28 protein-coding genes and 1 pseudogene are annotated in these 26,903 nt (G+C 40.1%); 14 read left to right on the forward strand and 15 right to left on the reverse strand.

What is annotated here, in order from left to right:
- Genes TSIB_RS05205 through TSIB_RS10090 form a run of 3 tightly spaced genes read right to left on the reverse strand, consistent with a single transcriptional unit; the run spans position 1 to position 1,911 of the window.
- Positions 1 to 879: a hypothetical protein gene (locus tag TSIB_RS05205; protein ID WP_052293226.1), complete on the reverse strand. Its 879-nt coding sequence runs from the start codon at positions 877 to 879 to the stop codon at positions 1 to 3.
- The gene (locus tag TSIB_RS10080; protein ID WP_081432781.1) at positions 880 to 1,608 is read right to left on the reverse strand and encodes an ABC transporter permease subunit; all 729 of its coding nucleotides are present in this window, start codon (positions 1,606 to 1,608) and stop codon (positions 880 to 882) included.
- 18 nt (positions 1,609 to 1,626) lie between these two features.
- On the reverse strand, positions 1,627 to 1,911 hold the full coding sequence (locus TSIB_RS10090; RefSeq protein ID WP_052293229.1) for a hypothetical protein: 285 nt from the start codon (positions 1,909 to 1,911) through the stop codon (positions 1,627 to 1,629).
- Between the two features lie 300 nt (positions 1,912 to 2,211).
- On the opposite strand from TSIB_RS10090, the gene TSIB_RS05215 reads away from it, so the two are divergent.
- The 8 genes and pseudogenes from TSIB_RS05215 (at position 2,212) to TSIB_RS05250 (ending at position 10,702) form a co-directional block, all read left to right on the forward strand.
- Positions 2,212 to 2,781 (forward strand): flavodoxin family protein, encoded by a 570-nt coding sequence (locus TSIB_RS05215; protein ID WP_015849344.1) that lies wholly within the window; start codon positions 2,212 to 2,214, stop codon positions 2,779 to 2,781.
- A 35-nt stretch (positions 2,782 to 2,816) separates the two neighbouring features.
- The gene (locus TSIB_RS05220) at positions 2,817 to 3,638 is read left to right on the forward strand and encodes a GNAT family N-acetyltransferase (protein ID WP_015849345.1); all 822 of its coding nucleotides are present in this window, start codon (positions 2,817 to 2,819) and stop codon (positions 3,636 to 3,638) included.
- Positions 3,639 to 4,154: 516 nt separating this feature from the next.
- Positions 4,155 to 5,093 carry a pyridoxal-phosphate dependent enzyme gene (locus TSIB_RS05225; RefSeq protein ID WP_015849346.1) on the forward strand — a complete coding sequence of 313 codons (939 nt, stop codon included), beginning with the start codon at positions 4,155 to 4,157 and terminating at the stop codon, positions 5,091 to 5,093.
- Positions 5,068 to 6,159, forward strand: a complete 1,092-nt coding sequence (locus tag TSIB_RS05230; RefSeq protein WP_015849347.1) for a DUF1611 domain-containing protein — start codon at positions 5,068 to 5,070, stop codon at positions 6,157 to 6,159. The genes TSIB_RS05225 and TSIB_RS05230 overlap by 26 nt, the downstream gene beginning before the upstream one ends.
- Complete coding sequence (locus TSIB_RS05235) at positions 6,137 to 7,594, forward strand: hypothetical protein (protein ID WP_015849348.1); 1,458 nt, start codon at positions 6,137 to 6,139, stop codon at positions 7,592 to 7,594. Before TSIB_RS05230 ends, TSIB_RS05235 begins: the two co-directional genes overlap by 23 nt.
- Positions 7,569 to 8,015, forward strand: a complete 447-nt coding sequence (locus TSIB_RS05240; RefSeq protein ID WP_015849349.1) for a GNAT family N-acetyltransferase — start codon at positions 7,569 to 7,571, stop codon at positions 8,013 to 8,015. Before TSIB_RS05235 ends, TSIB_RS05240 begins: the two co-directional genes overlap by 26 nt.
- A gap of 161 nt (positions 8,016 to 8,176) precedes the next feature.
- The gene (locus tag TSIB_RS05245; RefSeq protein WP_015849350.1) at positions 8,177 to 9,343 is read left to right on the forward strand and encodes an MFS transporter; all 1,167 of its coding nucleotides are present in this window, start codon (positions 8,177 to 8,179) and stop codon (positions 9,341 to 9,343) included.
- A 173-nt stretch (positions 9,344 to 9,516) separates the two neighbouring features.
- Positions 9,517 to 10,702, forward strand: a pseudogene (locus tag TSIB_RS05250) (MFS transporter).
- Here TSIB_RS05250 and TSIB_RS05255 read toward each other — a convergent pair.
- From TSIB_RS05255 to TSIB_RS05270, 4 genes are all read right to left on the reverse strand, one after another.
- Positions 10,684 to 12,429: an ABC transporter ATP-binding protein gene (locus tag TSIB_RS05255; protein ID WP_015849352.1), complete on the reverse strand. Its 1,746-nt coding sequence runs from the start codon at positions 12,427 to 12,429 to the stop codon at positions 10,684 to 10,686. The pseudogene TSIB_RS05250 and the gene TSIB_RS05255 overlap by 19 nt on opposite strands.
- Positions 12,419 to 14,158, reverse strand: coding sequence for an ABC transporter ATP-binding protein (locus TSIB_RS05260; RefSeq protein WP_015849354.1), 1,740 nt, complete (start codon positions 14,156 to 14,158; stop codon positions 12,419 to 12,421). Before TSIB_RS05260 ends, TSIB_RS05255 begins: the two co-directional genes overlap by 11 nt.
- A 252-nt stretch (positions 14,159 to 14,410) precedes the next feature.
- Entirely contained in the window at positions 14,411 to 14,971 is a 561-nt protein-coding gene (locus TSIB_RS05265) for a nicotinamide-nucleotide adenylyltransferase (RefSeq protein WP_015849355.1), read from the reverse strand.
- A 2-nt stretch (positions 14,972 to 14,973) separates the two neighbouring features.
- The gene (locus tag TSIB_RS05270) at positions 14,974 to 15,750 is read right to left on the reverse strand and encodes an SAM hydrolase/SAM-dependent halogenase family protein (protein ID WP_015849356.1); all 777 of its coding nucleotides are present in this window, start codon (positions 15,748 to 15,750) and stop codon (positions 14,974 to 14,976) included.
- Between the two features lie 55 nt (positions 15,751 to 15,805).
- On the opposite strand from TSIB_RS05270, the gene TSIB_RS05275 reads away from it, so the two are divergent.
- The 3 genes from TSIB_RS05275 to pgsA are packed head-to-tail and all read left to right on the forward strand — an operon-like array spanning position 15,806 to position 18,505.
- The gene (locus TSIB_RS05275; RefSeq protein WP_015849357.1) at positions 15,806 to 17,416 is read left to right on the forward strand and encodes a transglutaminase-like domain-containing protein; all 1,611 of its coding nucleotides are present in this window, start codon (positions 15,806 to 15,808) and stop codon (positions 17,414 to 17,416) included.
- Positions 17,413 to 17,955, forward strand: a complete 543-nt coding sequence (locus TSIB_RS05280) for a tRNA (cytidine(56)-2'-O)-methyltransferase (RefSeq protein WP_015849358.1) — start codon at positions 17,413 to 17,415, stop codon at positions 17,953 to 17,955. The genes TSIB_RS05275 and TSIB_RS05280 overlap by 4 nt, the downstream gene beginning before the upstream one ends.
- On the forward strand, positions 17,945 to 18,505 hold the full coding sequence (gene pgsA, locus TSIB_RS05285) for an archaetidylinositol phosphate synthase (RefSeq protein ID WP_015849359.1): 561 nt from the start codon (positions 17,945 to 17,947) through the stop codon (positions 18,503 to 18,505). The genes TSIB_RS05280 and pgsA overlap by 11 nt, the downstream gene beginning before the upstream one ends.
- 53 nt (positions 18,506 to 18,558) lie before the next feature.
- Here pgsA and TSIB_RS05290 read toward each other — a convergent pair whose 3' ends face one another.
- Complete coding sequence (locus tag TSIB_RS05290) at positions 18,559 to 19,269, reverse strand: TIGR02253 family HAD-type hydrolase (RefSeq protein ID WP_015849360.1); 711 nt, start codon at positions 19,267 to 19,269, stop codon at positions 18,559 to 18,561.
- 180 nt (positions 19,270 to 19,449) lie between these two features.
- Here TSIB_RS05290 and TSIB_RS05295 point away from each other — a divergent pair, with 180 nt between their 5' ends.
- Positions 19,450 to 19,728, forward strand: coding sequence for a hypothetical protein (locus tag TSIB_RS05295; protein ID WP_187146398.1), 279 nt, complete (start codon positions 19,450 to 19,452; stop codon positions 19,726 to 19,728).
- Here TSIB_RS05295 and TSIB_RS05300 read toward each other — a convergent pair.
- Positions 19,723 to 20,292, reverse strand: coding sequence for an ASCH domain-containing protein (locus tag TSIB_RS05300; RefSeq protein ID WP_015849362.1), 570 nt, complete (start codon positions 20,290 to 20,292; stop codon positions 19,723 to 19,725). The two genes, TSIB_RS05295 and TSIB_RS05300, sit on opposite strands and share 6 nt — an antisense overlap.
- Positions 20,273 to 20,635, reverse strand: a complete 363-nt coding sequence (locus TSIB_RS05305; protein ID WP_015849363.1) for an ASCH domain-containing protein — start codon at positions 20,633 to 20,635, stop codon at positions 20,273 to 20,275. Before TSIB_RS05305 ends, TSIB_RS05300 begins: the two co-directional genes overlap by 20 nt.
- 101 nt (positions 20,636 to 20,736) lie before the next feature.
- Between TSIB_RS05305 and TSIB_RS10185 the strand changes: the two genes are divergently transcribed.
- Positions 20,737 to 20,904, forward strand: a complete 168-nt coding sequence (locus TSIB_RS10185) for a class III signal peptide-containing protein (RefSeq protein WP_081432783.1) — start codon at positions 20,737 to 20,739, stop codon at positions 20,902 to 20,904.
- A gap of 9 nt (positions 20,905 to 20,913) precedes the next feature.
- Positions 20,914 to 22,041, forward strand: a complete 1,128-nt coding sequence (locus TSIB_RS05310) for an A24 family peptidase C-terminal domain-containing protein (protein ID WP_015849364.1) — start codon at positions 20,914 to 20,916, stop codon at positions 22,039 to 22,041.
- 76 nt (positions 22,042 to 22,117) lie between these two features.
- On the opposite strand, the gene TSIB_RS05315 is transcribed toward TSIB_RS05310, so the two are convergent.
- The 5 genes from TSIB_RS05315 to TSIB_RS05335 are packed head-to-tail and all read right to left on the reverse strand — an operon-like array spanning position 22,118 to position 26,889.
- Positions 22,118 to 22,750 carry an HAD-IB family phosphatase gene (locus TSIB_RS05315; RefSeq protein ID WP_015849365.1) on the reverse strand — a complete coding sequence of 211 codons (633 nt, stop codon included), beginning with the start codon at positions 22,748 to 22,750 and terminating at the stop codon, positions 22,118 to 22,120.
- A 1-nt stretch (position 22,751) separates the two neighbouring features.
- Complete coding sequence (locus tag TSIB_RS05320; RefSeq protein WP_015849366.1) at positions 22,752 to 23,417, reverse strand: protein-L-isoaspartate(D-aspartate) O-methyltransferase; 666 nt, start codon at positions 23,415 to 23,417, stop codon at positions 22,752 to 22,754.
- Between the two features lie 51 nt (positions 23,418 to 23,468).
- Entirely contained in the window at positions 23,469 to 24,074 is a 606-nt protein-coding gene (locus tag TSIB_RS05325; RefSeq protein WP_048160345.1) for an HVO_0476 family zinc finger protein, read from the reverse strand.
- Between the two features lie 47 nt (positions 24,075 to 24,121).
- Positions 24,122 to 25,051, reverse strand: a complete 930-nt coding sequence (locus tag TSIB_RS05330; RefSeq protein ID WP_048160346.1) for a helix-turn-helix transcriptional regulator — start codon at positions 25,049 to 25,051, stop codon at positions 24,122 to 24,124.
- The gene (locus TSIB_RS05335; protein WP_015849369.1) at positions 25,003 to 26,889 is read right to left on the reverse strand and encodes a phosphoadenosine phosphosulfate reductase domain-containing protein; all 1,887 of its coding nucleotides are present in this window, start codon (positions 26,887 to 26,889) and stop codon (positions 25,003 to 25,005) included. The genes TSIB_RS05330 and TSIB_RS05335 overlap by 49 nt, the downstream gene beginning before the upstream one ends.
- Positions 26,890 to 26,903 lie beyond the last annotated feature (14 nt).

A 26,903-nucleotide genomic window follows, 5' to 3' on the forward strand; every position in this document is an offset into this window, starting at 1 on the left:
TCAGAGGAGGTACGCTAACTTTTCCCCCATTCCTTGAGTTGATATTACCCATGTTACAACAATTAGAATAGGAAGCACGGGGAGTGCAGTGAGGACTTCAAGCAGAAATGTAACAAATTTGGAAATCCCATTGTCAAAATATCCTGAAACAGAACCTATCAAAAACCCTAAAACAACAATAATTACGGAAGTAACCAAAGCAAGATAAAGTGTATTTCTCATGCTTTTAACAAAACCAACCCATATGTCCCTTCCGTAATTGTCAGTTCCCAGGAAACCATAAGCTTCTCCCTGAACAATGACTTGAGGAGGTTTACCACAGTTGCACAGCACTTCTATTTTGTAAACTCCTTCTAATGTTGCAAAACTGACATCTTTTGCGAATAAAATCTTCATAGGAGTCAAAATAGCCTTATCTTCCTCTTTAAGATTTAGATGTTCCCTCATAGCTGAAAATATTTGCATACTCATTTTAGGCTCAGTATTTAAATTAACACTCTCTTTAAGTTCATCATCATAGATTCTTATTTTAATGCCATCTGGGCGTGTAATTTCGATTATATAATACCCCTGATCAATTCTATCGAACACTATATTATTCGGGGGCCTAGAATATTGATGGAGGTAAACATAAGTAAAAAGGTAATATTCCTCCCCAACTTTACTCACTTCTGAAGGGGAAAGTACAGTGGTGGGCACTTGTTCACGAAAAATAGAGAACCATATCGGGTTTGCTTTTTTGGGATATTTGTCCCAATATAATGGATTTTCCCAATTGTTGATTTCTGTTTTGGATACGCTTAGCTCACTGAACAATACAAAAGCAATGAAAAGAATTAAAATGACAATTCCACCTTTCTGGTGTCTTTTTAACTTCATTTAGGTCACCCTCGGATCAAGTGTTCCCTTTATCAGTTCAATGACCAAAGAAATACCAAAAAACAATGTGGCTATAATTATTGTAAGCGGAAAAAACAGATATGGTCTGAAGTTAACCACGACCCCCACGTTTGGGATGACCTCTCTAACGAAACTGTTTTTCAATAACAAGCCCAAACCTTGAAGTGAGAAAAAAGCATCCAATACCAGATAATCCGTAAGCATCTCCCCAAACTTCTGAGCAGTAAAAGAACTCAGGGTTATCCCAATATTTTTGAGTATATGTTTCCAATAGATGACCGTATTTGGAACTCCTTTAGCAATTTCAGTGATTATATAAACCTCTCCAAATTCTTTTTGAGTTTCCCTAGCTACTATCGCTATAAACTCCCAAACAAAAACAGAAACTATTGTAGCTATCGGCAGAATTAAATGCTTTAATATATCGAGGGCTAAACCAAAACCATCTTCAGGTGGCATGCTCATCAACCCACTTGCAGGAAAGATATTGTATTTGATAGCAAAGAGGAACACAAAAAGAACAGCAATCCACCAAGAAGGGATTCCATTGAAAAACCTAGCAAGGCTCTCTATGAAGTTTAAAAAAGAGGATTTTGTTGCTATTTTCATTCCAACCGTAATACTTATACAAAGTATCAGAAGAAGAGAGGCCAGCAACACTCCCAGAGTGATTAAAATTGCCCTTCCCAGCTGAACATTTTTCGCCATTTTCAGCTCATCCCAACTTTATTTAAGAAGTTGGATTCCTCGGATGAAAACGTTTGTATTAAGTCCTTTTGCTTCTACTAGCTTTTCATAGTAGTATTGAACAACAGTTTTATTTTCTTTTGTGGCGTTTTCTCTTAAGAGTTCATAAAATGCAGGATTTCTAAGTTGTAGAGTAATCAAATCTTGCTCAGCTTCCATTTTGGCTAATTTTCCAGTAGCTAATCCTGCTGTGGTGGTTATTATAATCAATACACAGACAAAAATAGCAAACAATCTAGCAACAGTCTTGTAAGGGAATTTCATAGCTCTTCCAAGATGGTATGTATATAATATTATAAGCTTTGCTTTTTCAAAAATACCAATAATATAACTAAAATTTATCCAAATTTTTCAGCATTAGTACATTAGGCGCACTCTTCTTTGACTTCCATATCACTCACCAGTTGGTTGGTATAATTCACGGCAATATCTGTGAAGATTACTTGAAGTAAGCAAAAGTACAATAACAAAAAATAAAATGCCTCCTTTCATAAACCCCCTCAAATTTTAACCCACCAATAGACATTTAAAACCATTTGTGCTATACTTTTTGAGGGTTAATCAATGAAAGTTTTAGGCATAGCATTCAGTGCAAGGAAAAATGGAAACTCTGCAAAACTTTTACAATATTGCCTTGATAATCTTGAAAAGCGAAAGTTCGATACCGAACTTTTGGAAGCTCATGACTTTCAGCTCACGCCATGCAGCCACTGCAACTATGAATGCTTCTCGGGGGAGTGTCCAATCAAAGACGATATACCCTTATTCTACGAAAAGGCCATGAAAGCCGATATTCTAATCTTTGCCGTGCCGACTTATGGAGGGCACGCATCAGGCCTTTACAGGGCTTTCTGCGAAAGGGGTCAAGCAATATTTAAGAGCTACGATGAGTGGAATAACTTTGCAAGAAAGCTAAACTTCATCTTCGTAGGAAATCTCTCCTCCGGGGGAGATATGGCGCTCCATGAGGTGCTCTATGGAATTGCAACACCAGAGTACTGGCCCGAAGCAATGTTGATGTCTTCAAATGAATATATGAAAAGCTCAGTTAAAGGGGACCTAATTGAGGAAGATGAAATCAGAAACCGGATAAACAGATTTGTGGAGAGAATAATCCAAAAGTTTGTATCTTAACTAATAATGTAGAAAACTAAAAATAAGGTGATATTATGGAACCAATAATAAGGCTCGCTCACAAAGAAGACAAACCCTTCATCGAGGAGATAGCCCGCTTGACTTGGGAAGGCGAAGACTACCTCGCGAGTGTCTTCGACGAGTGGCTTAAGGATGGGAACTTCTACGTGCTCGAACTGGATGGAAAGGTCATCGGTACGGCGAAGCTGACTTTTCTCCCCGGGAAGGTCGGCTGGCTTGAGGGTCTTAGAGTTCACCCCAGTTACCAAAAACGAGGTTTTGGAAGGCTAATCCAAAACTTCATGCTTCATAAAGGGAATGAACTAGCAGAAAAAGGTATTATTAATGCCTTGGAATTCTCAACCTACTTCCTCAACAAAGAAAGCATTGCAATGGCAAAGAAAGATGGATTTAAGATTGTAGAGCGGTTTTACTATATTCAAAGAGCGCTTGGAGAGGAAGAAGAACCAACTCTTTCAAGAATCAACTCTTTAGATGAGCTCGATTATGAGGGATATATCCCCTATAGCTGGAAGTTCTTGCATAAATGTGAGGAAAGCCTTAATTGGTTAACCAAAAAGGCAGAAGTTAGGGAATACAAAGCCTATAAATTCTTTTATGCTTTAATACATGAAAATGAACCTACATTTACCCCCTTCAAGCTCTCAATTGCGGCCATAAAAAACATTTTACCTGCAATGAGCTTTGAGACCAGAAACATAGGCTACGACAGCATCGACATAATGCTTCCTGAAGAGAAGCAAGATTTAATTGAGCTCTTAAAGGAGCTCGGTTTTAAGAACTGGACAGATTTTAAGGAACCTGATGTTTTGGTGTTTAGGAAGGAGCTTGTTTGATATGCAAAACGGATAGAACCAAAGGAGGAGCTCCAGAGGATTGGTAACAGACTCTTGAAAAGAAGGGTTTTATTAGGTTGCTTGTATACATATCTAGATTGGCGAGAAATCCTGCTTTGATTTTCTACAGTAATTAAAGAATAACAAAAATCACCAGCCATCCTTATCCCATTTTTCTTCCTCGAAGAACTCTTCTTCAGATCCTTCAACCTTCTTCTTTTCCTTAGGTGGTTGCATGTTTGATACTTCCCACCCACGAGGGATGATTATATGTGCAAAACCCTAGCTTATAAACTGTATAATGGCATTACATAAATCAATACCAAGAACTAAAAAATTTAGGTACCATTAACAAAGTTAAGGGCTAATAACAAACTCACCTGGGAGAAAGATTTATATACCCGTAACATAGTTTAGAATAGCCAACATCAGATATACTGTGAAAAATCATGTTGGTTAAAAAGTTAAAGGTCAGATATCACTTTAATGAAAAATTAAAGATATTTGGTGTCAGAGATGGAAGATGAAAAAAGCTCCGATGATGATGGTGGCCCACCCCTGATAAGGGCTCAAAAGCTCGAAGAGTACTTGGGCATATCCAAAATATACATTAAACTCGAAAGCTTTAATCCGACAGGCACTCACAAGGACAGAATAGCAAGAGTTCACGTTGAGGAGGTTAATAAGCTCGGGTTTTCTGCGATAACTACGGGAACATGTGGAAATTACGGCATTTCTATAGCATACTTTGCACAGAAATACGGATTAAAAGCTCATATATTTATTCCCAGAGCTTACAGCAATATTAGACTTAAGGAACTAGAAAAATATGGAGCTGAGGTTGTTTTTATCAACGGAAGCTATGAGGAGGCGGTTTTCGAAAGTAAAAAGTTTGCAAAAGAAAACAACATATACGACGCAAATCCTGGGAGCAAACCATGGATAGACTACGAAGGATATGCAGCAATTTCCAGAGAAATAGCAAAGAATGTAACGCCTTATGCGGTTTTTGTACCCGTTGGAAACGGAACTACCCTCGTGGGAATATACCATGGCTTCAGGCAGCTTGGGTTTACCCCCCACATGATTGGCGTAACAACAAGCTTCGGAAATCAAGTTTTGAACGCGTTTTACACAAAGAGCTTTGACGAAGTTAAAGATTTCGCAGAGACAAAGTTCAATGAACCCCTTGTTTCATCAATCTCTTTTGACTTCGATAATGCTCTGGAGGCAATTTATGACTCTGATGGCTACGTTTTTGGTTTTGCTGATGACGTCTCTTTCAAATACGCTTATCTACTTGAAAGATTCGAAGGGATAAAAGCTTTCCCTGCCTCAGCTTTGGTTTTAGCAGGATTGGTAAAGTTCGTGAAAAAGTTTGGAGTTAATGGAAGAAATTTCGTGCTTATCCTTACTGGAGGGTTAAAAGATGGAAAAAGCCCTAATCTTGGCTGAAGGAAGATACAACACAAGTGATGGAAAAACCGCTCACGGTTTGGTTAGATACTCTCAAAGATACCAAATAGTTGGAGTTGTAGACTCAACTCTAGCGGGGAGAGATGCTGGAGAAGTCTTAGATGGAGTCTATAGAGGCATCCCGATATATGGAAGTTTTGAGGAGGCCATTACGGAGAATCCCGATGTAAAATACCTGATAATAGGTGTTGCTACTCCCGGCGGATATCTTCCATCGGTTTATCGTGAGATAGTGAAGAAAGCGATAAAAAGGGGATTGAACATCGTAAGTGGCCTTCATTACTTCCTGAGTAGTGAATCCGAATTTGCACGCCTTGCAAAGAGATACAAGGTACAGCTGATTGATGTTAGGAAGATTTTCAGGGAGCTTAAAATACCATTCAGCGGAAAAATCGAAGAAGTTAATGCGATAAAAGTAGCCGTTTTGGGAACCGATGGTGCAATAGGAAAAAGAACAACAGCTATAATGCTCCACGAAGCTTTCAATAGGTTTGGGAAGAAAAGTATCTTCATTGCTATGGGGCAAACAGGATGGATGCAGGGATTTAAGTATGCAATAGTTATGGACTCTATCGTCAACGACTTTGTAGCTGGAGCAATAGAAGACGTCATCTGGAGAGCCTGGAAGGAGGAAAACCCGGATGTCATCGTTACCCACGGTGAAGGTTCGCTTTTACATCCTGCTTATCCCGGAGGATTTGAGCTGATAGCCTCTGGAAGACCAGATTATATAGTCCTCCAGCATGCTCCTGCGAGAAAATACTTCGATGACTTTCCACAGTACGAGATCCCCCCTTTGGAAAAGTACATCCAACTAATCGAACTCCTCTCAGGCAAAAAGCCAATAGCAATAACTATAAACTCCGAAAACCTCTCAAAAGAGGATGCCTTCAAGATCGCAAGAGAAATCGAGAGCACTTACGGAATACTAACTAAAGTTCCTCTTTACGAGAGTATTGATGAGATAGTCAAGCTCATCCTAGAGGAAAGGATGAAGATAAAACAGATGGAAGTGGAAGCAAGTGTCGAATCTCAAGTGCTTTGATTATATTATAATTGAAGATCCAAAAATAAGCTCAAAGAGAATCTCGAGTATTTACCGGCTGAGCCTGGACAATGAGGAAAAGGTATTCAAGTTAATTCACACCTACAAAGAGAGGATTCCAAAAAAGGAGAGTAAAACCTTCGCAAAGCTTATGAGCATTGTTCCAGCAATTAACTATGGCCTATTCACTCCCCTCATTTATTTTGACTTCCCAATCGACAAGAGAGATTTGAAATTCTTTAAAGACATGATGGAGATAACAGCTAAGGATATCTTCGTTAACAGGATAATTAAAAGAACAGGCTTCGTAAGGGAAGAGTTCATACCAAAGGAGGTTAAACCTGATTTAGCCAGACCCATAGCGAAAGTTAAAGCTAAAGAAGTCATAAAGGAAGACGTGAAATTTAATGCAGACTACAATAAGTGTGCCGTCATGCTCAGTGGCGGAAAGGAGAGTCTTTTAACCTACGGATTACTAAAAGAAATTGGTTGCGATGTTTATCCCTTCTTTTTCAACGAATCCGGTGGTCATTGGAAGGTTGCTTTGACTGCCTATAAATGGTTTGAGAAGAACGAGTCCAACACAAAAAAAGTTTGGAGTAACGTTGATAGACTTTATAACTTTATAGAATCCAATATGAAGATTTTACAGGATGTCAATAAACCTAAAGCAGAGGTTTATCCAATAAGACTGTTCTTCTTTGAGCATTACATTTTCTCCTTCCTACCGCTGATTTATAAATATAACATTGGAAATGTGCTATTAGGAAATGAATACGATGACCCCAGAAACCTCAGCTATGAACAACAAGGGATTCCTCACTTCTACGCAGTTTTTGATCAAAGCCAATACTTTGACAAGTATATGAGTCAATGGTTTGCCAAGAGGAGTTTAAAAATAAGACAATGGTCAGCTGTTAGACCATTGAGTGGCTTAATTGTTGAGAGAATACTCCATAACCGCTATCCTGACCTCTTCATGCTTCAAAGAAGCTGCCATTCTGTTCATAAAGAAGGAAACGAATATGTTCCCTGTGGAACGTGCTTTAAGTGCAATGGCATTCAAACGTTCCTCTTAGCTAACGGGATTGATCCCAAGCTCATAAAATATAAGGAAGAGCACATAAAAGGGCTTGCAAAGAGAATTAGGGACGGAAAAATACGGCTTGATGAAGATGAACTCCTGCACTCCCTCTATTTAATCAAGATGCACAATCCAGAATTCGAGCTCAGCGGAGAGGAGAGAGAACACGTTGAGATGCTTCATTTTGACGACAGGAACTCACACTTCGATAACATCCCAGTGGAGTTTAGGGAAAAACTTTATTCTATATTTGAAGGCTACACAAAGGGGTATCTCTACCTGAAGGACAATGAATGGAAAAGGATAACCCGGGAGGAGGCTTTGAATGGAGTTTTACGTAACCGACGGTGAGGACTACCTTGACGAAATAATAGCCTTCGATAAGTTGGTCAGCTATAATTTCCTCAAGTTTCCCATTCCATTCGACGAATATTCCGAGAGATACGAAAAGCTCATTAGAGAGCTCCTATCCAGAGGGGAGCACAAGTTTTTTGTCGCACTTGGCAAAAATGGCAAATTTCTAGGCCACGTATGGCTCTGCATGACATTAGACACCGTTGATTACGTGAAGATAGCCTACATCTACGACATTGAGGTAAAGCAAAAAGGGGAAGGGATTGGTTCCGCACTCCTCAAGAGGGCAGAAGAGTTTGCAAAGGAAAAAGGCGCCAAAAAGGTAGTTCTAAGAGTTGATTTGAGCAATCCTGCTTTGGAATGGTATAAGAGGAAAGGCTACACAGAAAGAGCTGTGATCGTGGAGAAGGAGATATGAAAGCAGTGCCAAGGCTAAATTAAGTGGCTTAACGCTCCTAATTAACCCAACAGCCTTTTTGTTTAAGTATAAATTCTCTCTTTTGTTTCTTACTAAAGTTCACTTCATAGCCTGAGGGCATGTCCATAAATTTTTAAAAACCATTTTTCCCATGGGGATTTATGAAGCAGAGAATTTACTTTCTCCTATTGCTCACTACGGTTCTCAGAACCATCGGGGATGCCATCGAGAACATAGCTCTGCCGTGGCACCTCTTAGATGAAACCGCATCACTCCTCAGCGTGGCGGGCTATTCTTTAGCTTCCATGCTTCCCTGGGTTATAGCACCACCTTTAATGGGTCGCTTTCTTGATAAGACCGAGAAAAAAGTTAGACTGGCTTTTATCGCATTGTTTATTCAGTCTTTCCTTGCCCTGGCAACAATAAAGTTTGCTTCAAATATTTGGGCGTTTTATATTCTAATTTCACTGATCTCAGCTCTTGATGTTCTTCACAGATACTTTGGCTTTACGCTTATAGCTTCCATGACCCTTGAGGAGTCTGAGCTTCAAAAGCTCAACGCAAAAGTACAAACCGTTGGAGAAGCAACGTCTCTTCTTGTGTTTCCCATCGTGGGTTATCTTGCTTACCTCTTCGGAGTCAGGCTTATGCTCTTGGATGCAGTTTTTCTCTTAATTGGAGCTCTACTTCTCATTCCATATATTAACATTCCAGTGAGACAAGAAGAAAGAATTGAATACGAAAGCAAATCTGCCCAATTCGAAGTTTCCCGCAGAATTGTTTTTGTAGGAATTGCATTAGTCCTGCTCTTCAACTTTGCAATAGCACCAGCCAGGATTTTTGTCTTCAGTGCTCTCAATGATGTAGCCATTGGGGAGATCGTTTATGGTCTGCTTAATTCCGTTGGGACTTTAGGAAGCTTGATTGGCGCTGCTGGAATAGCTATCTTTGCCCGTAAGTATAAAATCGGAATCTCAAAGCCACTCGTCATAGGAATGCTGCTTGAAAGTTTGGCGATTTTGATTTTGGGCTTACATTCGTTGCTTCTGCTCTTCGCTGGAATTTTAATCTTGAACTTTGGAAGACAGATCCTAAATATTTCCTTTGACAGCCTGTTTCAGAGAGTAATCCCGCTTGAAAAGCTTGGTACTTACAAAGGAGTTTTTGATGCACTGGCTACCCTTATAATTCCATTATCACAGCTGAGTTTTGCATGGTTAATTGAGCAAGGCATTAATGTTTCAATTCTGGCTGTTGGAGTGTTTGGACTTGGTGTTTTGACTGCAGTGGGCTTTTTCATTTTGATAAACAGCATCAAAAGGGAGTAGAAGCTCCGGAAAAGTTAAGATGCCTCAAAGAGAAAGATTGAATAGCTAAGAAGGTGACGTATTTAGGGTTAGGCTTCATTCTTCAAGGCAGAGAAAAGAATGGAACATTTTCTATAGAATCCTATCCAAAGGTATTTGAATTTCGATTTACAAATTTCAAGAAGGTGCTTTTGATGAAGTGGAGCGAGATTCCAAGAGAAGCTAAAGCCTACATGCTCTATCACACGCTAATCGCACCGGGCCTGATAGTCTGGATACTCTTTCCGCTTTATCTCATGATGACGGGATATTCTGTCCTTCAGGTAGGAGCATTCTTCAAAGCCATCAATATTGCCTCAATCCCCCTCTACATATCTTTTCGGCAGATTTTTCAACCGCTGGGACATCAAGAAGGGGCTTATTGCGATAGACGTTTTGGATGGCATCGCTTACGTTTTGTATGGCCTTGCTAAGGGTGTAATAGCTCCACTAATGCTCTTCGCAGGAAGGGTTATTGAAAAGCTCTCAACCATGCTCTACCCCCTCTACCAAGCCTATGAGCAAGTGATCTATCCCGAAGATAAATACGAGGAAATCTTCGCTTGGCACCTCCGCTTACCTGAGATAGCAACTATAGTGAGCTTCCCTGTTATAGGCTATTTCCTCGACTACGTTTACAACAGACCGGAGCACTATCGTCTGGTTTTTCTCTTTTCCGGTCTCTTCTCGGTCGTGACAGTTGCTTACCTTGGGTTTTTCCTACCCTCTGTCGGCAGAGAGGAGCGTATTAGTCCGGAGGGCTTCACGTTTAAGGTGGGGGAGTTCAAGGTTCTCCTCACTTTCGAGGCTTTACTAACGCTAGCGTGGGGTCTGGCCCCAGAATTTATTCTCATTAACTACGTCGTCTTCGTGCTCCACAAGACAGTCTTTGAAGTGACGCTGATAGCAGTTGCTAGTAGTTTAATGAGGATAATAGGTACCTACGCAAGCGAGAGAGTTCCCAAAAGAAAGGGCTTCTATGCTATAGCTTTTGGAATGTTTCTCAATGCCTTCTATACCTTAACGATGGCACTCGCTCCTCCATTCTGGCTCGCTCTAACTGTTTATGCTATTGGAGACTTCGGCAACGCTCTTTGGTTTCCGTTCTACCGGTCTTGGATATTCAAGATAATCCCCAAGGAAAGGACGAGTGAGTTTCATGCAGCTATATCAAGCTACAACAGACTTATTGGCCTCATCACCCCGTTTGTGGCTGGTGCTCTGGCAAGTATCCACGCAACGCTCCCATATGGGGCTAGTTTGGTGCTGTTTTTGATGGCAGGGGCGATGTTCTGGGTGTTGCCGAGGATGGGAAAGAAAACTCAGGCTTCCCCCATCTGAGAAACGTAAAATCTGTAAAAGTGGCCCCTTCTCTCGAGGAGCTCCTCAGGAGAACCTTCCTCGATTATCCTACCATCCTCAACCACAACTACTTTATCGGCGAAACGCGTGATTCCAAGCCTGTGGGCGATTATTATGCTGGTCCTGCCTTCCATCAACTTAAGCATGGCATCCTGAACCAGCCTTTCAGTCTTGGGGTCAACACTCGAAAGGGCCTCGTCGAGGATTACTATATCCGGATCCTCTAGGAGGGCCCTAGCAAGGGAGATCAGCTGCCTCTCGCCGACGGAGAGAAGCTTTCCCGCCTCACCAGCGGAAGTATTGTAACCCTTAGGTAAGCGCATTATGAAATCTTGGACACCGAGCTCTTTACAAACCCTAATGACATCCTCCTCGCTCGCCTCAGGGTTCGCCATGAGAATGTTCTCCATTATTGTGCCCGGAAAGAGGTAAGTCTCCTGCGGGACGTAGCCAATCCTTCTCCTAAGGCTTTTTCTACTTATTCTCTTCCCATCAACGCCGTCGTAGAGAACTCTCCCCTCAGTGGGATCATAGAAGCGCATTATTAGGCCGGCTATGGTGGTTTTTCCGGCCCCTGTTCTCCCAACTATTGCTATCTTTGATGCCGGTGGGATTTGAAGGTTTATCCCCTTGAGAGCTGGTATGCCTTTCTCATATTCGAACCACACATTATCAAATTTAATTTCACCTTTAAGTCTCTCAACGTGGACTCCTTCGTAATCTTCAACACCTTCATCGTCAAAGATTTCATATATCCTCTCCAGAGCAGCCAAGGCGGATTGAAGGCTGTCGTAGAGGCCTATGACCTCATTGATTGGCCCACGAAAGCGCTGTGCATACTGGATAAAAGCTATCACAACACCGATACTCATCGCCCCTTGATATGCCAAATAACCGCCATAGGCTATGACAATTATCACCGAAACAAGGCTCGTGATGTTCATGAGAGGCCAGAAGAGGCCCATGTAAACAGCAACACGGAGATAGGCCTTTATCGTTTCTCTTGAGACCCTTGAGAATTCTCTCTCGACTTCCCCTTCCTTGCCGAAGGCTCTTATGGTCTCAACTCCTGCAACGCTCTCCTCCACCACGCTCGATATCTTTGCTATCTTCTGCCTCGTCTCCCTATAAGCCCTCCTCATCTTCCCGCCGAAGTAATAGGCTACCAAAATCATCAGCGGGATGCTCGCGAGGGTAACAAGGGTGAGCTTAACATCCAAAAGAAACATTGCAATGATTATGCCAATGAGACTGAGAAGGCTTCCAAGGCTCCCGAAAAGGCCAGAAACCAAGACATCATTAACAATCCCAGTGTCGTTCACTATTCTCGACACAAGGTCACCGGTAGACTTGTCCTTGAAGAACTCAAGCCTTGAACGGAGGACTTTCTCGTGTAACCTTGCTCTAAGGTCGCAGAGAACCTTCTGGCCAAAGACCTCTATGTAGAAGGTCTGAAGGGTAGCGAAGAACCACTGGGCTGTGAGAGCACTAAGGTAAAGAAGGGCGATAAACCAGAAACGATTGTAATTACCGGCGAGGATGTACCTATCAATCGCCACGCTTAGAATGTATGGTGGGGCAAGTGTCGCTAGGGCTGAGCCAATTATACTAACAACAACTATGATAAGAGTCTTTCTGTGGGAAACTGCTTCCCCAATAAACCTCTTGAGGAGAGAAAGTGATGATCTTTGATTTTTACTGTCCACTCCAACCACCTCTGCCAAGCATCTCGCTGAAGAGCCCTCCTTTTTTTGCAAGCTCTTCTGGACTTCCATCTTCCACTACCCCTCCATCTACCATCACAATTACCCTATCAGTTAGTTTAACCATTGAGAGCCTTTGAGAGACTATCAAAGCAGTCTTACCCTCGAGTATATCCTTGAGGTCTCCAACAAGCTTTTCTTCCGTCTCAGCATCGAGGTTTGAAACTGGATCATCGAGGAGAAGTATTCTAGGCTCAAGGAGGAGCGCCCTCGCCAGAGCGATCCTCTGTCTCTGTCCACCGGAAAGTGTTACACCCTTCTCACCTACAACTGTCTCATATCCTTCCGGAAGAGAAGCTATAAAGTCGTGGATTTTTGCTATCTTAGCCGCCCTAATGATTTCTTCCATGCTTGCATCAGGTTTTGCAAGGGCTATGTTCTCCCTTAAGCTCCTATTGAAGATAAATGGCTCTTGTGGAATGTAGGCGACTGTTTTTCGAAGGCTTGAGGTCTTTATTTTCCTCACGTCAACATCGTCAACCAGAACTTGTCCTCTTTCGGGCTCATAAAAGCGCGCTATCAATTTCAAAAGGGTGCTCTTTCCAGAACCCGGGGGGCCCGTTATGAGAATCCTCTCACCAGGCTTTATTTTGAGATTTAAGCCCTTGAGCACGGTCTTTCCGGTGTGGTATGTGAGGTGAACGTTGCGGAACTCGATTTTTCCCCTCGGGTTCTTGAGCTCCACAGCATCCGGGGGATCAACCTCAGCCGGGGCCGAGTCTATAACCTCAAAGAGCCTTGAAGCAGCGGCCAGACTCCTCTGGATGTCCCCAATTGTGAAGCCCAAAGCTCTCAACGGCCACGTCATCGTTAGCATATATGTGAGAAAAGCTGTCAGTTCACCCACTGTTAGAGTGTTAGCCATTATTGCCCTCCCACCGTAATAGAGCATGGCACTCATGGCCGTTCCCATTATGAGAAATGGAGCGTTGCCGTAGAGCGCTGTGATTTTCGTTGCCTCTACATTAAGGGAGTAGAGCTCCTCGTTCTCCTTCGAAAACTTTCCCTGGATGTTTTCCTCTACGGAGAGAGCCTTTATCGTCTTGACCCCCGCTATACTGCCCGTTGATACAGAAGCTATAACGCCCGTCTGATGTCTCACCTTATCGTAGATGGGCCTTACTTTTCTTGCATAAGTGGTGTTGAGAGCCACGACAACAGCTATTGTGACGAGAGCAACACCAGTAAGTGTCACATTCATCATGATCATGTAGTAGAGCGAGACAAGGATAAGAAAGATGGAATACACAAACATCCTCACACGGAAGGAAAGAAAGCGTGTTATTCTTTCGGTGTCGTTTGTTATACGGCTTATAAGCTGGCCCGAGTAGGTTTTATCAAAAAACTCCATCTGGTGCCTCTGGATCGCCCTAAAGGCATCCATGCGGAGGTGGTAGACCGCATACTGTGCCGCTTTGACTAGAAGGTACCTCCCGCCGAAGCTGAAGACCCCATTTAGCACAGCCACCAGAAGGACGATAAGGGCGTAGCGAACGGCTACATGGTACTCTCCAGTCGTTATGCCTCCATCTATTGCCTCTCTTATGAGAACGGGGATTATTCCATTCGTGTAAGACATGAGGAGAACTATGGCTAAGCCGGTAATAAAATAAAGCTCATTATCCCTAAGATAGCTCAGGAGCCTTTTGAGTTGTTTTAGTGAGTTACTCATAGCGGAAAAATATACGTTCGCTACTATAAATATTTACCGGTTAAGATGTCTATCTGATGAAAACTTTCAACATGCCTAAAGCTTAAGCATCAAAACCAATGTAGCTGGAACCACGTAATAATAGTCAGAAAAATTTCAGCGGGGTTTTTCTTATGGTATCTGCGTTGAGGAGGGTAAGTTAAGCCAGCTAATGGTGAGAGAAAATAAAAATCTATGAAGAGAGGGCAAGCCACCTTCTTCACAAATTCTCACTTAAAACTCCGGAATCCTCAATGGTGTTTGAAGTTCCTTCTCATTTTTCTCCAAATCTGTTGCTAACATCTTTATTCTTTCTACTCCCTTAATCTCCTTTATATACTCCACCACGCTCTTCGGCACTAATTCTTCCCAAGTTTGATCTTCTATCATTCTCCTTCTTATCTCTGTGGCGGAAAGAATGTCCTTTCTAAACATAGGCTGTACTATGACCTTGTAGCCTCTCTCTCTGAAGAGCTGCGCGACAAGCGAATTACCTGTGAAAACGATGTCAAACTTCGGCACTATTGCCTCAACATAAGGAGCCCAGATTGAGTTGAAGTTTATGTCTGGCAGAGCAACGAGAAAGTATTTCCCCCTTGGAATTCCCTTTTCGTCTAAAGCTCTTATGAGCATCTCCATTCTTTCACTCGTTGTGAATGGGTTTTTCAATGTATGGCTCACCTGAGCGCTTCCAATCCCGATTATAACCTCTTCAACTTCTTCAAAAACATATTCAAGGGCTTTTAAATGGCCATTATGAACAGGCTGAAACCGACCAACGAAGAGACCTCTCATTTTTATCCCTCCTCGTATATTAATTTAACTTCCACCTCATCTCCAACTTTTAGACCAAGTACATCTGCAGCTGAGCCTTGATTAATCGCTATCTCAAGATAATCATGACTCCCAGGTAGAGCCAAAAACTCTCCGATATTTACTTTGCCATATGTTTCAATGTATGGAATCCTCCTCCCTAAAACCTCAACATATTTCGGCTTTTCGTAGTTTTCAAGGTTTAAAATCACATTCCCAAAATCATCAATGTAGATAACACTTAAAATCCAAGAGTCTTCTTCCTTTTTGGGTTCTAATTCAAGTTTGATAACTTTTTCCAAGTCAATTTCTTTTCCAAACCTTGAGGGCTCGTAGCCTAAGCTGAGCAACGCACCAGCTGGTCCAAAAACATCCCTTCCATGAAATGTCGAACTTATTTTCCTCCCTATAATGGCTTCCATCTTTTGAAGATCTATTTCATATGCACTTTTTGCATCTATCCACTTAAGAGGAAGTGTGGCGATCCCATTATCTGGAACTACCAAAAATTGGTGTCCCTCTATTATAATGGCCCTCCTTCTTGTACCTACTCCTGGATCAATGACACCCACATGAATCGTATCTGCCGGGAAATACTTTACAGCTTGTTCCATTACAAAAGAACCTTCAATAATACTGTGTCTTGTTATCGAGTGAGTAATGTCAATTACCTCCACTTCTGGATTTATTGCTAGAATAGCACCTTTCATCTCTCCGACGTAAGGACCCTTGAGGCCAAAGTCAGTTGTCAGGGTTATCACTAGTACCACCTAAAAATTATTAAGGTTCATCCTTAAAAGAACTTTGGGGAGAAACATGAAACATCTGAAGCTCATCTCAATTGCACTTATTTTCTTGATATTTGTTTCGGGGTGTTTAGTTAAAGAACCAGCTAAAGTTGATATAACAGTAGATAAAAGCGTTGTTAAGGAGGAGAATGTTTTCCATCTCATTGTTAAAATAAACAACACTGGAAAAGTTGCAATAACTGGAATAAACCTCTATTTAAATGATCCAAGGTTTAAAATTTCTCAAAACCCTAAATTTGACGCCCCCTTGGGAGTAGGGCAAGCTAGAGAGTTCATATGGATATTAACGGCCCCTAAAGACGCAGGTAGATACTTTCTCAAAGTTTCTGTTGAAGTGATTGATGAACTACAAAGAACCTGGGGCGGCTTTTATAAAGAGTTTATCATCAACGTGATTGAAAAAGAAAATGAAATTCCATCTCTAGGAATCCTGAATGCAATAATAACCTCTCCGACAGAGGTCATGGGTGGAAATGACTTTCAACTCCAAATAACTCTACAAAATGTTGGAAATGGGCCCGTAAAAATTAAAGGTATCTTTGTCTACCCCTTAGAGGGCATGGAAGTGACAAAAACTCCCTCCCTTCCAAATGATATTTCCCCAGGGGAGGTAATTAAGTTGAATTACACAATTAAAACACCTTACATGCCAAAGACTGGTTACTTAACCATTTCAATAGTTTACATGGAAGGAGACATAGAAAAGAGGGAACTCAAAAATAAATTTGTAAAAGTAATTTGGACGCCCTGGGATTATGGGGAAGAAATACTTAAAATGGCGTATGGGGAGGAGTACTACTGGATCAACCTCCAATACCTTGTAGACGAATACTGGAAAGAAAAATTCAATTCATCTCCTATTGTAGATAGAGATGTTCTGAGAAATACTTTTTTAAAAGTTATCAATGGAGCCCAATCGGAAAAAGAAGCAGCTCAAAAAGTCTATAACTTCATCACCAGCAAGTATTCACTAGGAAATAACACGACTTCATTGAACCTCACAGAAATAATGTCCAAAAAGGAAATAAGCTATGAAGAAGCTACGCTCCTGTTTACTGGAGCTTTACGATCACTCAACATCCCCTCCAGGGTTATCTCATTGTATAATGGCACAGATTGCACACAAAATGTTATTTCCGAGTTTTATTCTGCTGGGCTATGGTACGTTGTCGATTTCAAGAGGGGATTCCTCGGGAGTAGAAAAGAGTATTTATCAACTCCTTACTTCCCCAAGACCTATCAAATGCTAACCCAAGGAGCGTACAATCTGGTGGCCCATTCTCCCGAAGAATTCGAAGGGCATGAGCATTTAATTGTAACCCCAGAGTATTTAGTCAACATTGAAAAAGACCTCACTGAAGTTGTGATGGATAAGCTCTCTCCTCTATCTAAGCCGAGACTTTCAATGGTGCTTGCGGATATGGGTAAGAACGAACGAATATTTGCTCTTTTCCTTTTTGCCTCTGCACCTGAGGATGAACTAAACTTAATTTTTGAAAAAACTACACCAAAAAACCTTGCAAAGAATACAAACGCACTATACAGCTTTTATAAAGACAATCCATGGCCAGAAGATTTTAGAAAATACTGGAATATCCTAAAGGAGGTGTATGAATGATAGTAGTGCTTAGACTTGGACACCGGCCAGAGAGAGATAAGAGGGTAACAACCCACGTAGCTTTAACTGCAAGGGCCTTTGGAGCTGACAAGATCATAATAGCAGCAGAAAGAGATGAACATGTATATGATAGTGTTATGGATGTTGTAACACGGTGGGGAGGGCCATTTGAGGTCGAATTCAATCCTCACTGGAGACAAGTCTTGAGGGAATGGAAAGGAAAGATAGTGCACCTCACAATGTACGGGATTCATATTGATAAAGCTCTTCCAGAAATAAAGGAGGCTCTAAAAATTGAAGATATATTAATTGTTGTTGGAGCAGAGAAAGTGCCAAGAGAAGTCTATGAGATAGCCCATTACAATGTTGCTGTTGGGAATCAACCACACAGCGAAGTTGCAGCGTTAGCAGTCTTTTTGGATAGAGTTCTAGATGGGGAGGGTCTAAGAAAAGACTTCAAGAATGCAAAGGTTAAAATTATTCCCCAAGAGAGAGGAAAGAAAGTAATATCTCTGGAGGTTAGTCAAAATGCTGAATAAATACCGCTCAAATGTTAAAGGTTACTTAGAAATCCTCGTTAAACCTTTAGCCAAAATGGGCCTTACTCCAAATCAACTCACTCTCATTGGCTTGCTGATATCTCTAACTGGTGCCTATTTTTTTGCTCATGGTTCTCAACAAATAGCAGCTTTAGTGCTTCTTTTTGGATCACTTGTAGATGCTCTTGATGGGACTTTAGCAAGAGTTACGAGGAAAAGTTCACGATTTGGGGCTTTTTTAGATTCTACCTTTGATAGAATAAGTGATGGTGCAGTTTTGTTTGGAATCGCATACGGTGGATTAGTAAAGTGGGAAATTGCCGTAATAGCATTAATAGGATCTTACCTTGTAAGTTATGAAAGATGTAGAGCAGAACGGGAGGGAAGTAGTACATTAGCAGTCGGCATAGCTGAAAGAGCAGAAAGACTACTCATAATAATTATAACTGCCCTCTTCAAAAGAGTAGATATAGGAGTTTATATTGTAGCAGTCTTAGCATGGATTACGGCCTTCCAAAGACTGCGGGAAGCCAAAAAGAGATTAAGTTAAAGAGAAACGGGATGATGAGAATTTCGCTAACGGATTTGTGAAGATCCCTGCCGTTACTGACCGTTTAGCTCTTCAAGTATGACTAATACCTCTCTCAAATCACTTATAACGAACTCACATTCTTTCCAAAACTCTTTTTTGTCACCTTTTTTGTTTAAAAGTACACTTGTCATATCAACAGTCCTCGAACCTACACAGTCTTTGAGAGGATTATCCCCAACGTATATTGCTTCTTCTCCTTTCAAATTGGCTTTTTGAAGTGCCAATTCAAACATACGCGGGTGGGGCTTGTAAAAACCAGCTTCTTCGCTTGTAGTTATGCTATCAAAAAATTCAAGAATCCCTAATGCTTTAAGTTGGGCGTGGAGGTAATCATTATCGGAATCGGTTATCATTCCTATATGATACCCATTTACTTTTAGGGTTTTAAGAACCTCAATAGCTTCATCATAAAGTTTACCATATTGCTGATGCATTTTAAGATGAATTTCCCAAAAATCATGAGGGACTTCAAACTCATACTTCTTTGCAATTTCTTCCACAATTTCTTCCTCAAGCACTCTAATTGGTTTGTAAGGCTTGCCTGCATATTCCTTAAATTTCTCGCTTGTAAGAGCCTCGTATTCTTCCCAAACTTTCAAAGGATCTACGTTTTCTGCTTTTACTCTGCGTAGAGCTTCTCTTATTATGTTTTGATGGGTAATATCTTCAAATTCTTTGCTAAGTAGTGTACCAACAAAATCAAAAAACACTGCCTTTATCATTCTCCATCACCAATAAGAATTGAATTCTCTGTTTAAAAAGGCTTTTAGTTTAGAAGTTAGAGACATATTTAACATAAAGACAACATTTTAGCTTTTTTATTATCACATATGGTCAATTTAACATAATATCTTGAAAAATGCATTTATAGGAAGAATATGCCAAGAATAACAAATAAGGTGGTGATTGGGCTCAAAGCAGTTTTGATAATATGGTGTATAAAAGAGGATATCTTAGAGAAACTTACCATAGAAGGTCATTGGGCCTATGGAGAGTATAATTTTATATCAATCTTGGACTTTGATAACAGTAGAGAACTGGAAGAGTTTAAAGAGAAACTGCGGCATTTAATTGGAGATGAAAAATTTAAGGTATATCTAGTCAAGTATGAGGCTAAAAATGGAATTGATCTCAATGATATTTCAAATGACTTCACAGTTAAAATGAAGCATAAGCTATAATTTCGGTTTCATGAGTCCCATCTTTTTAAGTTCTTCATAGGCCTTTCTTAAGATCTCTCTGATTTTATATCTCTTATCTAAACCTCCTAGTTTGTAAGCAGTCTTCCTAAGGCTACCTGATTGCAAGAATAGTTTTAATAGCACAACTTCCTCAAAACTTAGATTATTTAAATGCTTTAATGCGAGTTCCGCTATTTCAATGGGATTATTCCCTTCATAAGGAAAATCCGCTGAAAGTACAGGATTATCAAGCATTTTGACAAACTCAAATTCAATCAATGTCACTTCTGCATCTGGTTTTATATTTTTATAATGATCTCTAAGAGCTTCCATGAGTTTCTCCCTATCCTTGAATCCATCTAATTTAGCATCTTCATCTGTAAGTTCAGAAACTTTCTTTTTCTCAACCCTCTTAACTTTAGCCTTGCCAAGAACGTAACCAGCTGAATGTATTAAAACTTCATCCCCTGGCGCCATGTTAACTTTTCCGAATCTTATTGTGGCTCGTTTTTTTCCATTAAGGAGTAGTTCTTTGTATTTCCCATCAAACTTCAGATTCTTCACCTTGCTCCCTCCTTGACCGTAGAAGGCGGAACTTTATTGCAAGTACTCCATATCTATTCTCTTTCCATTTTGGATACATATTATGAAATCTCTTTACGGCCTGTTCAAAACTTGGCTTATCAGGAAATATTCTCTCAACTGATTCCTCTCTTAGAACCTGTCTAAAGGTTTCATACCGTTTTATAGTCAGAACTTCAGCAGGGATCGTGTTATTAAAGATTATTTTATCCTTTGGTTTAATGTTCCTAAGTTGTGGGTATGCCACTCTAACCTCTATGTCTTTCTTCCCACTCTCAATCATCTCTAGATATTCTTCCCTCACATAAAGCTTGTAGATTTTCATGGTTCCTCAAAAGCTGTAGGGGAAAGCATTTAAAAAGATTGCACAGAAAAATGAAAAGCTTTAAATCATTTGACATCTAAATGTAATTAGGTGTGATAGGAATGCTAAGAAAAGCTCAAAGTGCGCTTGAGTACTTATTCATATTAGCCGCAGTTCTTATATTGGTTACAGTTACTATAAGAGTTATTTTCAGCAGTGTTCAGTCCATTAACTCATCAGTCACCCAATACGTAGAGACCATCAAGAATAAACTTCTCGAGACACTGTGAGGTGGTTTAATGGAACTTCTCTTAATACTCTTAGGGGTTATTATGGGAATTCTTACATCTTATACGGATATCAAAACTGGTTTTATTGATGACAAACATGTCTTTCCAATTGCAGGATTGGGTATTTTGTATTACCTCTATATGGGGTTTTTTATAAAACATAATACAATTTTCGCTTTATCCGGGATAATTGGCCTTGGAACCGGGTTTTTGTTAGGTTATTTTCTTTATATGATGGGCGGCTGGGCAAGCGGAGATATAGTAATTTTAATGGGTTACTCAGCTCTTCTTCCATATGCCTCTAGATATGCAAAAGTCATACCTCCATACGCCTCAAAATATCCCCTTCATTCACTAACTCTCCTATTAAACAGCATCTTAGCTATTTTTCCCTTCATCTTTATTTATTCATTAGCAATGCTCTTAAAAAATAAGAAAATGGATCGATTGAAACAAATTTTCACTGAGAAGTGGTTCAGGCCATTTGAATTTGCCCTTTGGGTATCAGGAGCATTTGTAGTTCTCAGATTACTGCAACAATTCTCGATTTCCGACAATCCCCTTTTTAGTTTTTTAATATGGGTGATTACAATAGCTCTGATGGCAAAACTTAGAAAAGTCGGAGACTTAATTGGGGCTGGCCTTTTAATTTATGATATTATCTTTAACACCCCTCAGGTAATTTACAGTTATCTAAAAATCGCCTTGACATTCTATCTCTTCAAAACATTTTTCTCTCTTGTAAGTATTATGCGAGTAGAAGTGCTCACAAAAAAGGTTAGCGTGAACGAACTCAAAGAATGGGATATCCTTGGAGAGTGGATATACGAAAAAGATGGAAAAATCCAACGGGATCGAGAAGGATCATTTGATAAGCTCATCCGGGCCCTAAAAACATTGAATGTAAATGCTCTAAGAGTATATTATGACAAATTGATAGCTTACCCAACTGCCGAAGGCCTCACAAAAGAAAACATTGAAATACTGAAAAGACTCGTGGAGGAAGAAAAGCTTGAAGATGAGTTTCTGGTTAGGAATGCAATGCCCTTTGCCCCTGCACTCTTCCTAGGCTTCTTAATCTCTGTGCTTTATGGGGATTTGTTCTGGACCTTGTTAACAAAAACCAACGGCCTTTAAATTTTTAAAACTTCGGGACACTTTTAAACATGGGATGATGAGCTTTTGCTTTGCTGAAAGATGAAGAACACGCCCTTCACTGACCGCTTTCCTTTAAAATTTTCTCAATTATTTCTTTTACCTCGTAGAGGTCCTTTGCCAAATAATCCCCTTCCACTCCCTCATGAGGATTTATAGCTATACTAACATCAGCAACCTTGAACATGGCAATGTCATTATGGCCATCTCCTACAGCTACCGTGAGTTTAGGCTTAAGCTTCTCCTTGAGTTCAAGCAAAATATCGCCCTTATTCCTGAAGTCTACCCAAGAGAGAACATCTCCAGTGACTTTTTCTTCTTCATCAAAGAGAAGCTCATTAGCATAGACAAAATCCGCTTTGAGTTCTTTTCCAATTCTCTCTGCCAGACATTTAAGACCTCCACTAATTATGGCTATTTTAAACTTATTCCTTTTTAAAAACTCAAAGAGTTCTTTAACTCCTTCAAAATATTCTACAGACTCTACCCATTCCATGATTTCCTTTCTACTTTTTCCCCTCCATAATGAAGCATCTAACTTTGCCCATGTTGCATAATCAAATTCACCTTTGAAAAAACGTTCTGCATATTCCTCTCCTTTATCCCATGTCCCAAATCTCTTGTGAAGTTCCACCCAGCTTGATTTTGATTTCACTAATGTGCCTTCCAAGTCAAATGCTATTAGATACATTTTACTCCCTCCAACCATGCTCACCAATTAATGGAACAAATGCTACTCCTCCATGATTTTTTATTTTTGTGTTATTATCTTCATCTAGCTTTATAACTTCAAGAAGCTCTTGCCATAAATGATAACTCCCAACAGGGATCAAAAGTTTTCCGCCGACTTTAAGCTGCTCTATTAGAGGTTCTGGAACTTTAGGAGCCCCAGCAGTTACGATAATTCTGTCGTAGGGGGCATTTGGAGGATAGCCCTTGCTTCCATCACCCCAAATAACATGAACTTTATCTTTATATCCTGCTCTTTCAAGGTTTTTCCTTGCAAATTCTACAAGATCAGATACTCGCTCAATTGTATACACTTCTCTTTTTACAAGTTCATAAATTAAAGCAGCGTTCCATCCACTCCCTGCCCCTACTTCAAGAACATTCATACCCCCTTCAAGTTCAGCGAGTTCAAGCATTATAGCTACCATATGAGGGGCACTTATTGTTTGCCCAGCAGGAATAGGGAGCGGTTCATCTACATGTGCATATTCTTTGTATCTATCAGAAACAAACTTATACCTGGGAACTCGAAGAAAAGCTCTCTTAACCTTTTCACTTTTAATTATGCCCTCTCTCTCAAGGTTTTCAACAAGCCTCATCCATTTCCTATAGAGGTCACTTTCATCCATAAGGCTCACAAATAAAAATGTGTAAAAGAGAATTTTAAGTTTATTGGGAGGCTAGTTCTTTCCGTATCCTCTATAAATTTCCAAGTTTCTACTTGCTCTACCACGTATAGGACGGCCTATTATCCTAACTATCTCATCGGCCTTTGCTCTTCCATCCTTAAGCATCTTACCCTCTATCTTTATCTTGTCTATCTTGAATGTATAACCTCCAACCTCAAGCACTTCCCCAATTGCAAATTCTTCTTCTCTGTCAACTTTGACCTTGAATGACTGTGTAATTCCTTTGGGGAGATATATTGAAACTCCTATAACCTTGGGATACGCCAAGCTTTCCCCCCACAACACCTTTACATCCTTTATCTCAGCTTTTTCGACTCTTTTATTATCTTCAAGCTCGATACTGCTTATTCTCACCTCATCGTCTTCAAGCTCTACAATGTCTCCTACTCTTATTTCTTCATCAACCGGTAGTTCGACAGTTTTCTTAAAGCTTTTCTCATGTTTGCTAACTATTATGGGCACTTGAATCATTTTGCCCACTATTATCTGCCAAACATGACCACATTCGGCACATCTTAAAGTTAGATCTCTCCCTCGTTCTTTAATTATCTCAACGTCCTCACTTTTACATTCAGGGCAAACAAAATATTCTTCCATTTCTTTCACCTCGCTTCTTTGGGCTAGTATATTCACTTTATAAAGCTTCACATCTCTTTTAGTTTAACAAGGTATGTTCTACCATCTTTAACCCGTTCTATTAACCCTCTCTTCTCCATATTCTTTAATAAAAGGCTAACTTTTGCTTTTGAGAATCCCAACCTTTTTACAAGCTCACTTTGATACATCGGTCTCTCTCTCAAGATTTCAATAACTTTTTCTTCATCCGATCTTAGGTTTATTCCACTTCTTTCTTTGCCCTTATAGAGAATCCCAGCAAAAAATCCCCCTACAAAGGCTATTAATATAGGAATTACAAAATACATTAGTGGAAAAGTGTTGTTTAGTTCTCCAGAAAAACCAACTATGAAATAAAACTCTTCTCCTGATCTAACTTCTTGTTTTTTCCATTCCATTAAAAGCGCATCTCCACTGCTTTCAACTTTGTCGGGAGATGGAACAATGGGAGAGAGAATTGCATAACCTCTAGGAATGTATAACCTTGCATAAAAGTAACCCACTGGTTGTTCAAATTTTAGATAATATGAAAACTGCTTTTTACCATTGATATCTTGAAGCATTCCCTCAGAGTAAAAGCTTATTCGTATTTTCAAGTTGTCCCCTGAGGATACCTCAGAAAATCCTATGTAAATTGCATTTATGTCTCCTACAACCTTAGAAACACTAACATTTGCTATTTGGGTTCTACCATTTATCTCAACTATTGCTTCGGGATTTTCAATGGGATACTGTGAGTAAAACGTGTATCTCGATAATGGCACGTTTGGAGAAATAGTAATCTCTATGGTCTCTTTAACCCTTGTCTCATCCAGTATGTCAAAATATAGAGAGTAACCATCTATATTATACTCATACTCCTCCTGGGATCTCACGGGTTTGAGAAATAGGAGAATAAATATAAGCAGAATTAAAGCTGACTTCCTTCTTGTGGATTTTTTATTTTTAACAATGGGCATACTTCCACACACTCCCTACAGTGAATACACTTCTCCCAATCAACCTCTATCTTTCTTGTATTGGAGTTTATTCTTAAAGCATTTTCTGGACACCTTCCAACACACACACCACACCCTACACATTCATAGGCTCTTTTTATCAGATAGTAGGCCTGCATGATTTCATTTTCATCACTTGCCCTCACTTCATTTTCCGTGAATATTATATTGCTCGCCTTAAGGAAGTTTTCTCCTTCAAAAACTGGACCAAGTATCGGAGCCACTTCTTTCATCCTATTAAGAACAATTTTTGTGTTTATTTTAAGGACAAATTCTTCATTTTCTTTTTTGATAGTATACCGTATTGGTTCCCAGATCCTTTTTTCAGGAATTTTGATCCCAAGTTCTCTCGCTACAGCCTTCTGTCCCTTAGTAAGTTCCCTCCATCTCCAGAAACCATATTCTATCCATGCTTCAGGCATTCCAAAGCGTTTTCCCCATTTCCTCAGTTCATTTTCCCAATTTTTCCAAATTTCTGGCTTTTCCTCTTTTAAAGTCTGAAATTCCGCTAAAGATGAACTTGGACACATGAAACACCCAATTCTATCGACTCTGTTTTCATATAAGGGGTTATACTTTAACTCACGGGAAAATATGTAAAGCCATACCTCAAGAGCATTCCAGTGAAAGATAGGAGATGCTCCAATTTCATTTGGCACCCATGGGTTCTTCCAAACTCTGGGTTGTTTATACCGTTGTATACTTTCATATTTCCTCTGACCCACAAACATTAGAACTCCATCAGGATAATACCTTTTTATTGTCAAGGTAATCGGCCCAAGTTTTGTAACTTTGCAACACCACCGATAATCTCTTCCTGGAGGAGAAAAAATACTTAAAGCACGCCAAAAAGCATCTTTTGCGTCTGCAATGATGAATTTTATGTTCTTCTCCTTTAAGTTCTCTTTCACCATATCTATATACTCAAGTGTCTCTGGGAATTCTATTCCTGTATTATTAAAGAAAACGAAGAAGTTTTCTCCAAATTCTTCGAGCATGAGCCCCAAGACCGCTAGGCTGTCTTTTCCACCACTAAAAGCCACTCCTACTGGTCGGTTTATATTTTCGAAAGTTTTTCGCATAAACTTTCTGGCTTCATTTACCTTTTCTTCCAGAGCAGATTTGTTAGCCTTTATCACGTCCTCCATCTTTGCCCTTCTGCCTTCTCTATAAATAACCACCTTTTGATGACGTGTCTTTACCCCTGTACCTCTTTCATTCTTATCAATTAACTTCTCCCAGCCTTTCTTTGCTATTCCTGTGGCAATAACATCACCATCTTCGCTAACCACTACTACATCGTCACCAACTTTAATACTGGCCTCTGCCTCAATAATTCCAACCGGAAGGACATTTGCTCCATTTTTTATAGGCTCTTTTGCACCCTTATCCACTATAACCCATTTTTTCATTTCTTTTCCAAAATGTTTCCAAAGGGCAATTGCTCCCTCAACCTTTAGGCCTGGATTCCATTTAAGTTTTATAGGATCAAACCGAAGCCACCCAAAAATGTACCCATCCAAAATAATCTCATATACATCGTCTTCGCCTGGAGTCTTATTTAGAAGAACTATCTTCCCATTAATTATCTCTCCTATATCAACCCCGTAATGCCTATTAAATTCTCGTTTAATGAAATCTAAATCTTTTTTAAATGCAAATCGAACGTCCGCTGGCGGGGTAAGATTTAATCTAAAGCCCTTTCCATGAATATCACACTTCTCACTTATTAACGGAACATTGCACTCTTCACACCAGTAAATGTGAGCTTTACCAAGAAATACAGGACCTTTCCTCATCCTCTCACCTAACG

The sequence above is a fragment of the Thermococcus sibiricus MM 739 genome, assembly GCF_000022545.1.
GTDB classification, from domain to species: Archaea; Methanobacteriota_B; Thermococci; order Thermococcales; family Thermococcaceae; genus Thermococcus_A; species Thermococcus_A sibiricus.

Bases quoted from the DNA above. Each gene is read 5' to 3' on its own strand.
- TSIB_RS05205 (WP_052293226.1), bottom strand. From the start codon at position 879: ATGAAGTTAAAAAGACACCAGAAAGGTGGAATTGTCATTTTAATTCTT.
- TSIB_RS10080 (WP_081432781.1), bottom strand. From the start codon at position 1,608: ATGGCGAAAAATGTTCAGCTGGGAAGGGCAATTTTAATCACTCTGGGA.
- TSIB_RS10090 (WP_052293229.1), bottom strand. From the start codon at position 1,911: ATGAAATTCCCTTACAAGACTGTTGCTAGATTGTTTGCTATTTTTGTC.
- TSIB_RS05215 (WP_015849344.1), top strand. From the start codon at position 2,212: ATGAAAGTTTTAGGCATAGCATTCAGTGCAAGGAAAAATGGAAACTCT.
- TSIB_RS05220 (WP_015849345.1), top strand. From the start codon at position 2,817: ATGGAACCAATAATAAGGCTCGCTCACAAAGAAGACAAACCCTTCATC.
- TSIB_RS05225 (WP_015849346.1), top strand. From the start codon at position 4,155: ATGGAAGATGAAAAAAGCTCCGATGATGATGGTGGCCCACCCCTGATA.
- TSIB_RS05230 (WP_015849347.1), top strand. From the start codon at position 5,068: ATGGAAAAAGCCCTAATCTTGGCTGAAGGAAGATACAACACAAGTGAT.
- TSIB_RS05240 (WP_015849349.1), top strand. From the start codon at position 7,569: ATGGAGTTTTACGTAACCGACGGTGAGGACTACCTTGACGAAATAATA.
- TSIB_RS05245 (WP_015849350.1), top strand. From the start codon at position 8,177: ATGAAGCAGAGAATTTACTTTCTCCTATTGCTCACTACGGTTCTCAGA.
- TSIB_RS05260 (WP_015849354.1), bottom strand. From the start codon at position 14,158: ATGAGTAACTCACTAAAACAACTCAAAAGGCTCCTGAGCTATCTTAGG.
- TSIB_RS05265 (WP_015849355.1), bottom strand. From the start codon at position 14,971: ATGAGAGGTCTCTTCGTTGGTCGGTTTCAGCCTGTTCATAATGGCCAT.
- TSIB_RS05275 (WP_015849357.1), top strand. From the start codon at position 15,806: ATGAAACATCTGAAGCTCATCTCAATTGCACTTATTTTCTTGATATTT.
- TSIB_RS05280 (WP_015849358.1), top strand. From the start codon at position 17,413: ATGATAGTAGTGCTTAGACTTGGACACCGGCCAGAGAGAGATAAGAGG.
- pgsA (WP_015849359.1), top strand. From the start codon at position 17,945: ATGCTGAATAAATACCGCTCAAATGTTAAAGGTTACTTAGAAATCCTC.
- TSIB_RS05290 (WP_015849360.1), bottom strand. From the start codon at position 19,269: ATGATAAAGGCAGTGTTTTTTGATTTTGTTGGTACACTACTTAGCAAA.
- TSIB_RS05305 (WP_015849363.1), bottom strand. From the start codon at position 20,635: ATGAAAATCTACAAGCTTTATGTGAGGGAAGAATATCTAGAGATGATT.
- TSIB_RS10185 (WP_081432783.1), top strand. From the start codon at position 20,737: ATGCTAAGAAAAGCTCAAAGTGCGCTTGAGTACTTATTCATATTAGCC.
- TSIB_RS05310 (WP_015849364.1), top strand. From the start codon at position 20,914: ATGGAACTTCTCTTAATACTCTTAGGGGTTATTATGGGAATTCTTACA.
- TSIB_RS05315 (WP_015849365.1), bottom strand. From the start codon at position 22,750: ATGTATCTAATAGCATTTGACTTGGAAGGCACATTAGTGAAATCAAAA.
- TSIB_RS05320 (WP_015849366.1), bottom strand. From the start codon at position 23,417: ATGGATGAAAGTGACCTCTATAGGAAATGGATGAGGCTTGTTGAAAAC.
- TSIB_RS05325 (WP_048160345.1), bottom strand. From the start codon at position 24,074: ATGGAAGAATATTTTGTTTGCCCTGAATGTAAAAGTGAGGACGTTGAG.
- TSIB_RS05330 (WP_048160346.1), bottom strand. From the start codon at position 25,051: ATGCCCATTGTTAAAAATAAAAAATCCACAAGAAGGAAGTCAGCTTTA.
- TSIB_RS05335 (WP_015849369.1), bottom strand. From the start codon at position 26,889: ATGAGGAAAGGTCCTGTATTTCTTGGTAAAGCTCACATTTACTGGTGT.